Consider the following 12,652-nt stretch of genomic DNA (forward strand, 5'->3'; position numbering starts at 1 on the left):
CCCTGGTCTTCGTTTTGCGTCATTGCGAGCGAAGCGAAGCAATCCACCGTTCCACAGCGGAAGCGCGGAAGCATGGATTGCTTCGTCGCTTCGCTCCTCGCAATGACGCCCTTGGATATTACGACAACAGCCGCATCAGCTTCTCCAGCCGCGCGACCTTCGCGCCGTAAGGCGGATAGAGATCGGCCAGCCGGTTGAAGCGCGAGCGGTAGAACACCGGCTTCAGCTTGGTCAGCGTCTTGAATCCCCATTCGCCGTGATAGGCGCCGCTGCCGGACGCGCCGACGCCGCCCATCGGCTGATAGGCCTGCGCGAAATGGAACAGGCAGTCATTGACGGTGACGCCGCCGGACACCGTGCGCGCCAGCACCGTGTCGCGGGCGGCGTTGTCGGTGCCGAACCAGTACAGCGCCAGCGGGCGGTCGCGTCTGTTGATGAAGGCGATCGCCTCCATTGCGTCGCGCGTGCCCACGACCGGCAGCAGCGGCCCGAAGATCTCCTCCTGCATCACGGTCATCTCGGGCGTCGCGTCGACGATGACGGTCGGCGGGAATTTGCGCCGCTCCTTCCACTCGGGATCGTTCGGCGCCGCCGGCTGCATGATGGTCGCGCCCTTCGCAGCGGCGTCGGCGACGAGGCCCTCGAGCCGCGCGTAGTGCCGGTCCGAGACGATCGAGGTGTAGTCGGGATTTTTGGGATCGGTGCCGAACATGTGCTGCATGTGGCCCTGCAGCCGCATCGCGAACGGCTGCATGGAGGCTTGCGGCACCAGCGCGTAATCGGGCGCGATGCAGGTCTGGCCGGCATTGAGCAGCTTGCCGTAGGCGATGCGTTGCGCGGCCTCATCGATGTCGGCGGAGCCGTCGACGATCGCGGGCGATTTGCCGCCGAGCTCGAGCGTCACCGGCGTGAGGTTGCGGCCGGCGGCCTCCGCGACCAGCCGGCCGATTCGGGTCGAGCCGGTGAAGATCAGATGATCGAACGGCAGCGCGGCAAAGGCCTTTGCGATGTCGTCGTCGATATCGGTGACCGCGAGCTCGGCGGTGTCGAATTTCTTCGCGATCGCCTCCATCAGCAATTCGGAGAACCGCGGCACCAGCTCGCTCGGCTGGATGATGGCGCTGTTGCCGGCCGCGATCGCCGCGACCGCGGGCGCCAGCGTCAGCTGCAGCGGATAATTCCACGGCGCTATGATTCCGATCACGCCGAGCGGCTGCGGGATCAGCCGGTTTTTGGCCGGCGCGAACTGGACCGTGGTCGGGATCCTCTCGGGCGCCATCCAGCCCTTGAGGTGCTTGGCGGCGTGCTTGATCTCGCCGAGCACCAGCATGGTCTCGGCAATCGCGGTCTCGACGGTGGAGCGGTGGCCGAAATCGGCCGAGATCGCCGCCTCGAATCGCGCCTCGTTCTCGGTCAGCGCGGCGCGCAGGCGGCGCAGGCGGTCCAGCCTCGCCTGCAAGGTCGGCGCCGGCTCGCTGCGCGACAGCTCGAATTGGCGGTGAAAGACCTCCTCAAGCGCGTACAGCCCCGGGCTCTTCAATGGCCGGTCCATTGGCGTTTCCCCTCGGATGACGTTTCCTTGACGGATTTTGTTGGCGCCAAGCTCCGCTTTTACGTGCGGTCTGGCAAGGCCCGGTTCCCGGCGGTAAAATTTGTCAGGAAAACCGGTGATTTGGACGTCACAAAATCCTCAAAAACCCGCATCCGGGGCTTTCCAAACCGTACTCACGTTGATACATACCCCTCGCACCCGACGGCTTCGGCCCGGGTCGCCTTCTCAGGAAGCCCTCCGGACGGATCGATCGGCGCCATCTGATGCGTTGGCCGACCGGCTCGGGCACTCTTTCTGCAAGGCATGCAACGGTTTAACGCGGGGTGGAGCAGCCCGGTAGCTCGTCAGGCTCATAACCTGAAGGTCATAGGTTCAAATCCTATCCCCGCAACCAAATTGGTACGAAGCCCCGGCAATCTTGATTGGTTGCCGGGGTTTTTGCTGCCCGGTCGACCAGGCGACATCACCCCGAACCCGACAACATCCTCTGGAAGATTTCCTCGATCGAATGTGGCGCAATGCCAAGCTCGGCGAATCCTGCCATCCGCGGCGATGACACGGTGTCGATCTGCATAAGCTCCACCTGACTGCGCGTAAGGGGGAGACCAGGAAGGAATTCGGAGGCCCATGCCAGCGCGTCCCAAACGGCAAAAGGGACTGGGATCAGGAGAGGCGCGAGGCCCGCCTGATGCGCGATCGCTCCCAGCAATTGCTCGTAAGAGTAGACGGTTGGGCCACCGAGCTCAAAGACCGCTGGCCGGCGCTCGGCTCGCTCCATGATCCAGGCAACCGCTTCCGCAACGTCGTCCACATAGACCGGTTGCAATCTGGTCCGGCCGCGGCCGAACATCGGATAGATTGGAAGCTGACGAAGGAGCTTGAGGATGGTGCTGAGAAACGCGTCGTCCGGTCCGAACATCACAGCCGGACGGACGAGGCAAGCATCGGCGAATTCCGCACGGACCGCCTGCTCGCCTTCGCCGCGCATTCGGATGTAGCTGGATGGCGAGGCGGCATCGGCTCCGATCCCCGACACCTGAACAAGCCGTTCGACTCCCGCCCGGTGGGCCTGGGCTGCCAACCGCCGAGCCGACTCGACGTGAACGGAGTAGAAGGTCTCCGGTCCGCGCTCGCAATAGAGGCTGACCGCATTGACGACTCCGTAGATGCCGACCAGCGCTTTCGCGACGGATCGCTCGTCGTGAATGTCGGCCTCTACGGATTGAAGTCGTGGATTCTCCGGATCAGGTCGGCCCGGCCCTCCGTCCGGATGCCGTGACGCGATCCGGACGGCAAAATCGTGATCGAGCAGATGGCGGACGATCCGGCTGCCGAGAAAGCCGGTTCCGCCGAACACGGTGACGCTGCGACCGTTCGTGGCTGCTCCTTTAAAGCGCGATGAGATCTGGTTGAATCGTCATCGCGCTTTAGCCTGTTGTTTGAGCATGATCTCGGCGCAAACGCGAAGCGTTTGTCGCGAGGGAAAACCGCTTCGCACTTTTCCGGATCATGCTCTAGCGCTCGCGACTCCACGGGAAGAGAGAGGCCGGGAAATCTGCCGCGTAGCGGTGACCGATCGGCGGGCGAGGCTCTTCCTGCGGAGGATTCGGGTCAGGCTCCACCACCTTCCGGTAAAGATGCCAGCTGGCATGACCGAGCACCGGCAGAACGACGCAGAGACCGATGAAGAAAGGCAGTGAGCCCAATGCCAGCAGGACCGCAACGACCAGTCCCCAAACGGCCATCTCGACCGGATTCATCTTCACCGCGCGTATCGAGGTTCGGATCGCATCGATCGCTGTCGCGTGCTGGTCCAGCATCAGCGGGAACGAGACAACGCTGATGCACAACGCTGCCACTGCGAACAGGAAGCCGACGCCGCATCCGACGATGATGAGGGTCCAGCCCTCGGACGTCGTCAGCACACGCTCCGCGAAATCGGGAATGCTCGCAGCCGGCGCATAGCCGAAGGTTGCGGTGTAGATCGCGTCCGCGGCGGCAATCCAGACCCCGAACAGAACGAACAGGAGGACGCCAAGTTCGAGCATCGCACCGAACGACGGCGCGCGCAGCACCTGCATCGCATCCCAGGCGCCTGGCTCCTCTCCGCGCTCGCGGCGGCGGCTCAGTTCGTAGAGACCGAGTGCGGCGAAGGGACCGATCAGGGTAAAGCCGGCCGCGAGCGGAAACAGCAGCGGCAGTACCGAGTAGCCAATGACAAGTCTGAACAGGAACAGTCCGAGGACGGGATACATCACGCACAGGACGATGGCGTGGGTCGGAATGGCCTTGAAGTCCTCCCAGCCCAGGCGCAGCGCGTTGCCCAAGTCGGAAAGGCTGATCTTGCGAACGACATAGACGGTGGAGACACCAAACAAATGCAGTTTGGGTCTTGCGAAAACGGTGGTCATGGCTCCGGTCTCCTTGCTCGTGGCCGCAGGTGAACGGAGCGCTTCAAAACGCACGCGTCCGCCTCATGCGCGAAAATCGCGACTGAGTCCGGCAAATCAGGTTCAACGAGAAGGAGCTTGCCGGACGACATTCGTCGCAACCGGTACAGTGAAGTTAGTCCGATGCGCGGGAGAAGCAAGCGAACGATGCGGTCCGCGAAATCGTGCCTTCGCATCGCCCGGTTTTTGGCATCGCCCGGTTTTTGCGACGCACCATCGCCTGGTCGTGCCGAAAGGCGTTTGCCGACGCCCGGACGCCTTCGCCCCGACACGCGCCGGACGAGGGATGCAATCCACTCCTCTATTGACGCCTATTGACGCCGGGCCCGACGGGGACCATTTTAAGTACGTGAACGCCCCCAGCTCCGATGCGATTGCGGTCGTGACGCTGACTCTTTGTCATGTCCGACCGGAAAAATGGGCGAGGCAAGAGGCGCGGTGATGGTGGACGTGACACCATCCCTTTGACGTGAGCTCCGCCCTTTCGTTCGTCTCCGTAGCCTTCAACGGCTGGGAGGATGAAGGATGGCTGTAGCGCTTATACTGCTTCTGGTTGCGATCGCCTCGGTGCTGTTCCATGTCTACAGCCCGTGGTGGTGGACGCCGATCGCCTCGAACTGGCGTTACATCGACGACACGATCAACCTGACGTTCTGGATCACCGGGGCGGTGTTCTGCGCGGTCATCGCGTTCATGGCCTACTGCGTCCTCCGCTTTCATCACAAGGAGGGACGGCGGGCGGTCTATAATCCCGAGAACAAGAAGCTCGAATGGTGGCTCAGCATCGGCACCGCAATCGGCGTCGTCGCCATGCTGGCGCCGGGCCTCGTCGTCTGGCACCAGTTCGTCACTGTTCCTGCCGATGCGACCGACGTCGAGGTCGTCGGACAGCAATGGATGTGGAGCTACCGGCTTCCCGGGAAGGACGGCCGGCTCGGCACCTCCGATGCGCGCCTCATCAGTTCCGAGAATCCTCTGGGATTGAATCCCAACGATCCAAACGGGCAGGACGACGTCGTCGTTCAAAACGACGATCTGCATCTGCCGGTCGGCAAACCCGTGAAGGTGCTGCTGCGCTCGATCGACGTGCTGCATGATTTCTACGTTCCCGAGTTCCGGGCGAAGATGGACATGATACCGGGCTCGGTGACGTATTACTGGCTCACGCCCACCCGCACAGGAACGTTCGACGTTCTCTGCGCTGAACTCTGCGGCGCGGCGCACGCGCAAATGCGCAGCAGGGTCATCGTCGAGGAAGAGAAGGAATATCACGCATGGCTGGAGAAGCAGCGGACGTTCGCCGCATTGTCGGGCCAGCGCGACGTCGCGAAGGCGGCGTACAAGACAGGAAGCGAATGAACGGGCTGACGAGGATGTGCCGGAGATTGTGAAGCGAACTCGTCGCCGAACAGAAGACCAAGGAGGGAATTCCGATGGTCGATATCCCGCTTGATCAGGTCGCAGGCATCCCGCCCGCCGAAGTCGGTGAGGTGGAGCTTTATCATCCGAGGAGCTGGTGGACGAGGTACGTCTTTTCGCAGGACGCCAAGGTGATCGCCGTCCAGTACTCGATCACTGCGATGTCGATCGGAATGGTGGCGTTGGTGCTGTCGTGGATGATGCGCCTGCAACTGGGATTCCCGGGAACATTCTCCTTCATCGATGCCAACCAGTATCTCCAGTTCATCACCATGCACGGCATGATCATGGTGATCTACCTGCTCACGGCATTGTTCCTTGGCGGCTTCGGCAACTATCTCATCCCGCTGATGGTCGGCGCCCGGGACATGGTCTTCCCCTATGTGAACATGCTGAGCTACTGGGTCTATCTGCTTGCCGTGCTGGTGCTGGCCGCAACATTCTTCGTGCCTGGCGGGCCAACCGGCGCCGGCTGGACGCTCTATCCGCCCCAGGCGATCCTCTCCGGCACCCCCGGGCAGGACTGGGGCATCGTTTTCATGCTGGCTTCGCTGATCCTGTTCATCATCGGCTTCACGATGGGCGGGCTCAATTACGTGGTGACGGTGCTGCAGGCCCGCACGCGCGGCATGACGTTGATGCGCTTACCGTTGACGGTGTGGGGTATCTTCACGGCCACGGTGATGGCATTGTTGGCCTTCCCGGCGCTGTTCGTCGCGTCGGTGATGCTGCTCCTGGACCGCCTGCTGGGAACCAGCTTCTTCATGCCGACGCTGGTCGAGATGGGGCAGCTGTCGAAGTATGGCGGCGGCAGCCCGATCCTGTTCCAGCATCTGTTCTGGTTCTTCGGCCACCCCGAAGTCTACATCGTCGCCTTGCCGGCCTTCGGCATCATCTCCGATCTGATCAGCACCCACGCGCGAAAGAACATCTTCGGTTACCGCATGATGGTCTGGGCGATCGTCGCGATCGGCGCTCTCAGCTTCGTGGTGTGGGCGCACCACATGTATGTCAGCGGCATGCACCCCTATTTCGGGTTCTTCTTCGCTACCACCACGCTCATCATCGCCATTCCGACCGCCATCAAGGTCTACAACTGGGTGCTGACCCTGTGGCGCGGCGACATTCATCTCACGGTGCCGATGCTGTTCGCTCTCGGGTTCATCGTCACCTTTGTCAATGGCGGCCTGACCGGGCTGTTTCTCGGCAACGTGGTCGTGGACGTTCCGTTGTCCGACACGATGTTCGTTGTCGCCCACTTCCACATGGTCATGGGCATCGCGCCGATTATGGCCGTGTTCGGCGGGATCTATCATTGGTATCCGAAAGTAACCGGACGGATGCTCAATGATGTGCTTGGCAAGTTCCATTTCTGGGTGACGTTCATCGGGGCTTATGCGGTCTTCTTCCCCATGCACTATCTCGGCCTGCTCGGGATGCCCCGCCGCTATCATGACATTGGCGAGACGTCGTTCGTCCCGGCATCCGCCCATGACCTCAATGCGTTCATGAGCGTGGCGGCCCTGATTGTCGGCTTCGCCCAGCTCGTCTTCCTGTTCAATCTCGTCTGGAGCTTGTTCAAGGGAAAGGAGGCCGGCGGCAATCCCTGGGGCGCCACCTCGCTGGAATGGCAGACGCCGGAGACCCCGCCGGGGCATGGCAACTGGGGCAAGGAACTGCCCATCGTCTATCGCTGGGCCTACGATTACAGCGTTCCCGGTGCCGCCAGGGATTTCGTGCCGCAAAATGAGCCACCGTCCGGAGTGGTGGCGCAGGGAGCCCATCCGTGAGTGCCATCATCCTGTTCATGGCGACCATTGCGGCCATCGCGGGATGGTGGCTCTCGCAGCAGCGGCTTGCGGCCAAACCCTGGCTGGAGGAGGGGGTGGCCGTCGATTTTCGCGGCGAGAGGGGTTCGTCCGTGCCGCCGGCGAAGATCGGGCTGGGCGTGTTTCTCGCGGTTGTCGGTTCGCTGTTCGCGCTCCTGATCAGTGCCTACTCGATGCGCAACACCATGGTGGACTGGCGCGAGCTGCCGTTGCCGAAGCTGTTGTGGATCAATACCGGCGTCCTGATCATCAGCAGCGCGGCGCTGCAATGGTCGCTGATGGCCGCGCGCCGCAGCGACGATGAGGCCATGCTCGTCGGCTTGTTGGTGGGTGGAGCATCCGCCGTGACGTTCCTGGCCGGACAGCTGGTGGTATGGCAGCAGCTGAACGTCGCCGGCTATGTCGTGGCGTCCAATCCGGCCAATTCCTTCTTCTACCTGATCACCGCGCTACACGGGCTGCATCTGATCGGCGGCCTGGTGGCCCTCGGCAGGACGAGCGCCAAGGTGTGGCGCGGCGCGCCGATGGTGCGGGTGCGCCTGAGCGTCGAGCTCTGCGCCATCTATTGGCATTTCCTTTTACTGGTGTGGCTGGTTTTGCTCGGCTTGCTGACCGGCTGGACCGAAAATTTCGTGAACATCTGTCGCCAGTTGCTCACTTAAGCGAGGGCAAGGACCGATGGCAGAGACGACATTGATGCAGCCGAAGGCCGCGCCCGGGACGATCCCCGGATTGCGAGGCATCGCCGCCGACTGGGCCTCAGACCAGCGCGCATTCAAGAACGTGTCCTGGGGGAAGGCCATGATGTGGATCTTCCTGCTGAGCGACACCTTCATCTTCAGCTGCTTCCTGTTGTCGTACATGACGGCGCGCATGTCGACGACCGTGCCGTGGCCCAATCCGAGCGAAGTCTTCGCGCTCAACATCGGGAGCAAGCATATCCCGCTCATCCTGATCGCTATCATGACCTTCGTTCTGATCAGCAGCAGCGGAACGATGGCGATGGCCGTCAATTTCGGCTACCGCCACGACCGCGTCCGAACGGCGGCCCTGATGCTGGCCACCGCGGCATTCGGCGCGACCTTCGTCGGAATGCAGGCCTTCGAATGGACCAAGCTGATCATGGAGGGCGTGAGGCCCTGGGGTAACCCTTGGGGTGCGCCGCAGTTTGGCGCATGCTTCTTCATGATCACCGGTTTCCACGGCACCCACGTGACGATCGGCGTGATCTTCTTGATCGCGATTGCGCGCAAGGTCTTGCGAGGGGATTTCGATCGCGAACGACGCGGCTTCTTCACAAGCCGGAAGGGATATTACGAGATCGTCGAGATCACCGGCCTGTACTGGCACTTCGTTGATCTGGTGTGGGTGTTCATCTTTGCTTTCTTCTATCTCTGGTGAGGTGGCGCATGACAAACGCAGCGGTACATGTGGAAGGGCAGGCAGCACAGCATGCGCTACACGCTTATGCGCACGAGGCCGTCGCATCGGGGGCGACGCACGCGGCAGGCCAGCAGCATCCGATCAAGCTTTACCTCGTGGTCTGGGGATGGTTGTTCGTGCTCAGCACCTGCTCCTATCTCGTCGACTACTTTGGCATCCATGGCCATCTCCGATGGTCGCTGATCCTGCTGTTCATGGTGCTCAAAGCCGGCCTGATCGTCGCTGTCTTCATGCATATGGCGTGGGAGCGGCTGGCCCTGGCCTACGCGATCCTGCTTCCGCCAGTGCTGGTGCTGGTATTTGTGGCGATCATGGTGTTCGAATCCGGCTACACCCATCTGCTCCGGAGCATATTCTTCGCCGCAACGGCGTAGTGGTGAAGACGTGGAGGTTTTTGGATGCAGTTTACCGTCGGGTTCAAATTGAACGGAAAGGCCGACCACGTCGTCCTGGACGGACAAGACGCGCTCGCCGCTGCGCTGAAGGTGAAGGCAGAGCTTCCGGAAGCTCTCATTATGTACGTGCGCCCACAAAACCGGCGTGGCGACACCCGTCATCCGACACATGCGCTCGCCGACGACGCTGGCCGAAGAGAGGCCGGTGGATCCGGGATAGCCGCATAAGGATCGGCGAAATAAATGTTGAGCCGGAAGTCGCCATCGCGCCGGTGGGGGATCAGTTCAAGGGCCGAGCTTGGTTCGCCGGCGCCTGATCCTGCTAAATCTGAACTGCCAGCGAATGCCCGTATCGGTGCCTCCCCGCAACCAAATTGGCAAAGAATCCCGGCAATCTCTATGGCTTGCTGGGGTTCTTTTTGCGTCGAAATCGACCCCAATAATATCAATGACTAAGATCATAGGTTGAAATCGCCGCAACCACACATCACGCCGTCACCGGTGCAAACTTCGGCCGGCAAGTACTACGTTTTCTGAATCCGATGGCCGGCTCAGCGTAGCTGGAGCACGTCATTTCAAGAGTTCGTCGAGTGTGGCCCGCGAATGCACCTACGGTGCTGTCCGCGAGCGGGCAATTTTGCTTGTTTCGGCGAGACTGCGGCGGGTCTGCGCTCGGGCTGGTTTGGTTCGAATTGCTCGCGTGCCATCTGACGACCGGTCAGGCGAGCAAGCGCCCTTGAGGCCTGATCTGCGCGGATGGAAATCACAGGAGTGTCAGCAATCCGAATCTTTTGGTTCCCGTTTCCCATGAGTCAAAGAAAATCCTGAAGGCCGCCGGCTCTTTCTTGCTCTATGCGAAGGCCGGGACCAGGAGTCGGAGCCTGAACTCGCCGTTCCCTTAAAAGTCGAAGCGGAGGCCGCCAGTGAAGGTCCAGCCGCGCACGCCGCCGTTGCTAATGTTCTGCCGGTAAGCGACGTCGCCAAAGACGGCGAGCCCGTTCGCCGGCGCGGTGCCGGTCAGCCCGCCGCCGACCTGGATCGCCGTGCCGTACGAGCCGGTGCCGAACCCGGCGCCGCCGAGCGCAATCACCGAGCCGTCGCCAAAGCCTTGCAGCAAATTGGCTTTGAGATAGGGCGAAAACAGCGTCCCCTCCGGAGTCTGAAAGCGCTGGATCAGCCGGCCACCGATCCGCGCGACGCCTTGGTCAAGGCTGCCCATATTGACGCTCAGCCCACTGACATCGGTGCGTGGCGAAAAGTTGAGGCGCTGCCAGGTGAACTGCGCCTCCGGCTCGACGATGAGATCCTTCCAGCCGATTGGCATCGGATAGCCGCTTTCGACCGACAGGCCGACCAACGTGCCGTTGAGGCCAGTGGTCTGCCCGTTGGTCGTCACCTGGCCGTTGAAGAGACCGCCGGTGGCGATGGCATCGACATAAAGCCCGCTGCGCGCCTGCCAAGTGGCGATGCCCGACAGCTTCTCGGTTGCGAATGTGCCGCTGCTCGTGCCGTCGATCGCGCTCGGCGTGAAAAAGCTCCGGCCGAACGTACCGGCAAGCCCCACGCGCAACTGCCCGCGCTGGTCGTTGATCACGATGCCGCTGCCGCCGAACTGGATCGCTTCGTCGCTCGCTTTGAAGTTGTACCCGAAATCGGAAAAGCTGCGGTTAGAGGTGTAGTTGTAGGGCCCGCCATAGGTGCGAACAAACGCCTCGAATTGCTGTGGCTTGCCCACGGCCTGCGTGTCGCGAATCTCCCCGAGCCGGCGATGCAAGTCGTTGATGTCTTCCAGCCCGGCCTCGAACAGCGCGGTCGGCGCGCTGATATAGGCCGGCACTTGCGGGACGACTTCCGGCCGTGAGTTGGGGGGCTGGACCGGCGGAGTGACAGGTCCCGATGGCGTCACAAAGACATTCTGCAGCCGGTAGTCCCAATTGGCGCCTGGCGCACCGATCAGAGTCTGGCTGGGGTCGGCGGAGCCGTTTGGCGAGCCGGGGCCGTAGCCATAGAGATTGTAAACGTAGGGGCCGCTGCTGACGGTGCCGCCGGCCAGGGCGAAGGCGCCGGTCGAGGACGCGCCGGCGACCTGGATGACCGAAATGCCGGTGATCGCGGTCGGGAAGTTGACGGCAGTAAACGCGCCGGCCCCGATTGGCGTGATGCGCACCGCGGTCGCGCCGGCGGCGCTGCCACCGACCAGCAGCCGGTCGGTCGATTGGTTCGACAGCGGCCCGCCGGCATTGAGCAAGGTCTTGAGCGCCAGTGTGCTGTCGCTAGTGCCGACAAAATTGCCGCCGATCTTGAGCGTGTTGCCCGGCGCCGCGCCGGCCAGCGTCACCAGGCCGGAATTGGTCAGGTTGCCGCCGACGTTGAAGGTCGTATTCGGCCCGCTCGCGAGTGCTGGCAGCGCGTTGCCGACCGCAAACGTGCCGTTGTTGGTGACCGGGCCGGCAATGCTGCCGAACCCGCCGAGCGTCGCGCCGCTCGCAACGGTCACGAGGCCGCCCCCTGACAGCGCTGCCGTTGGGGTGCTCGCGTCGCCGACCACAAGTGTGCCGGCGCTGATCATCGTCGCGCCGGCGTAGGTGTTGTTTGCCGTCAATGTCAGCGTGCCGCTGTTGGTCTTGGTCAATCCGCCCTGGCCGCTGATCACGCCGCCGATGGTGTAGTTGTTGGTACCGCTCACATCGATCGTATTGGCAAAGCCGGCGATATTATTGAGCACGATATTGCGGGTGCTGCTGATGGTCGCCGTCACCGCCAACGTGCCGCTGCCGGGCAGGCCCGTGTCTGCATCGGTGCCGCCGAAGGTGAGGGCTCCGTTCGTACTCCCCAGAGCGGCATCGCTGCTGATCTGCAGCGTGCCGCCGGTGATCGTCCACGGCGTCACCACGCCCGTCGCGCCCGCCAATTGCCAGGTGCTGGCGCCCGACTTCTGGAATAAATCAAAACTCTGATACTTCGCGCCGATCTGCGACACGTCGAAGATCGTTCCCGTGGCTGTGCCATTGCCCGAGAGATTCGTGGAGCTCCCCCCGAGGATCAGCGTGTTGGTGGTGCCGGTCACGCCCGAAGCATTGCCGACATTGCCGTTGATCACCCAGCCGGATTGCAACTCCAGGCTGTTGGCGCCTCTGGTGAAGAGAATGGCATTGGATCGCACCGTGCCGGTATTGCCATCAAAACCGCCGGCAATCGTGCCGGAATTGACGATGGTCAGATTGCCGCCGCGAATGCCGACGCCGCCAACGCCGCCATCTGTCACGCCGCCCAGTGATGGTGCCCCGCCATTGCCGCCCTGGAGGAGGCCCGTATTGACGATCGTCGTTGTGGGCCCGGTGACGCCGCCGCCAACACCGCCGGCACCGCCGCCCGCGCCTACACCACCGCCGCCGCCAATACCAATGGCATCGCCGCCATTGCCTGCGGTGCCGTTGCCGATGCCAGTGATACCGGCCCCGCCAACACCGCCGTAGATTTTGCCGTTATTGGTGATGCTGACAGCTCCCGTCATGTTACCTCCAGCGCCGCCGACGCCGCCAGCGCCATACCCCCCGCGCCACC

General features: G+C 62.6%; 10 protein-coding genes and 1 tRNA gene. 7 read left to right on the forward strand and 4 right to left on the reverse strand.

What is annotated here, in order from left to right; translation table 11 throughout:
• Positions 1 to 118: 118 nt before the first annotated feature.
• On the reverse strand, positions 119 to 1,552 hold the full coding sequence (locus AC628_RS29835) for an aldehyde dehydrogenase family protein (protein WP_074130334.1): 1,434 nt from the start codon (positions 1,550 to 1,552) through the stop codon (positions 119 to 121).
• A gap of 317 nt (positions 1,553 to 1,869) precedes the next feature.
• Between AC628_RS29835 and AC628_RS29840 the strand changes: the two genes are divergently transcribed.
• Positions 1,870 to 1,946: transfer RNA gene (locus AC628_RS29840), tRNA-Met, on the forward strand.
• 69 nt (positions 1,947 to 2,015) lie between these two features.
• Here AC628_RS29840 and AC628_RS29845 read toward each other — a convergent pair.
• Both AC628_RS29845 and AC628_RS29850 read right to left on the reverse strand, forming a co-directional pair.
• The gene (locus tag AC628_RS29845; RefSeq protein WP_083633198.1) at positions 2,016 to 2,909 is read right to left on the reverse strand and encodes a complex I NDUFA9 subunit family protein; all 894 of its coding nucleotides are present in this window, start codon (positions 2,907 to 2,909) and stop codon (positions 2,016 to 2,018) included.
• Positions 2,910 to 3,066: 157 nt separating this feature from the next.
• Complete coding sequence (locus AC628_RS29850) at positions 3,067 to 3,963, reverse strand: DUF2189 domain-containing protein (RefSeq protein ID WP_074130338.1); 897 nt, start codon at positions 3,961 to 3,963, stop codon at positions 3,067 to 3,069.
• A 564-nt stretch (positions 3,964 to 4,527) separates the two neighbouring features.
• On the opposite strand from AC628_RS29850, the gene coxB reads away from it, so the two are divergent.
• The 6 genes from coxB to AC628_RS29880 all read left to right on the forward strand — a co-directional run bounded on the left by coxB (position 4,528) and on the right by AC628_RS29880 (position 9,316).
• Positions 4,528 to 5,361: a cytochrome c oxidase subunit II gene (gene coxB / locus AC628_RS29855; protein ID WP_074130339.1), complete on the forward strand. Its 834-nt coding sequence runs from the start codon at positions 4,528 to 4,530 to the stop codon at positions 5,359 to 5,361.
• 74 nt (positions 5,362 to 5,435) lie between these two features.
• Positions 5,436 to 7,211, forward strand: a complete 1,776-nt coding sequence (gene ctaD, locus AC628_RS29860; RefSeq protein WP_074130341.1) for a cytochrome c oxidase subunit I — start codon at positions 5,436 to 5,438, stop codon at positions 7,209 to 7,211.
• Entirely contained in the window at positions 7,208 to 7,912 is a 705-nt protein-coding gene (locus tag AC628_RS29865; RefSeq protein WP_074130343.1) for a cytochrome c oxidase subunit 3, read from the forward strand. The genes ctaD and AC628_RS29865 overlap by 4 nt, the downstream gene beginning before the upstream one ends.
• 16 nt (positions 7,913 to 7,928) lie before the next feature.
• Positions 7,929 to 8,651 carry a heme-copper oxidase subunit III family protein gene (locus tag AC628_RS29870; protein ID WP_050422715.1) on the forward strand — a complete coding sequence of 241 codons (723 nt, stop codon included), beginning with the start codon at positions 7,929 to 7,931 and terminating at the stop codon, positions 8,649 to 8,651.
• A gap of 8 nt (positions 8,652 to 8,659) precedes the next feature.
• Positions 8,660 to 9,067: a cytochrome C oxidase subunit IV family protein gene (locus tag AC628_RS29875; RefSeq protein WP_074130345.1), complete on the forward strand. Its 408-nt coding sequence runs from the start codon at positions 8,660 to 8,662 to the stop codon at positions 9,065 to 9,067.
• 24 nt (positions 9,068 to 9,091) lie between these two features.
• Positions 9,092 to 9,316 (forward strand): hypothetical protein, encoded by a 225-nt coding sequence (locus AC628_RS29880; RefSeq protein WP_074130347.1) that lies wholly within the window; start codon positions 9,092 to 9,094, stop codon positions 9,314 to 9,316.
• Positions 9,317 to 9,986: 670 nt separating this feature from the next.
• On the opposite strand, the gene AC628_RS29885 is transcribed toward AC628_RS29880, so the two are convergent.
• Positions 9,987 to 12,652 (reverse strand): autotransporter outer membrane beta-barrel domain-containing protein (locus tag AC628_RS29885; protein ID WP_210190278.1); only part of this gene is annotated, 2,666 nt, incomplete at its 5' end.

It is taken from the genome of Bradyrhizobium sp. NAS96.2 (assembly GCF_001908235.1).
GTDB lineage: Bacteria > Pseudomonadota > Alphaproteobacteria > Rhizobiales > Xanthobacteraceae > Bradyrhizobium.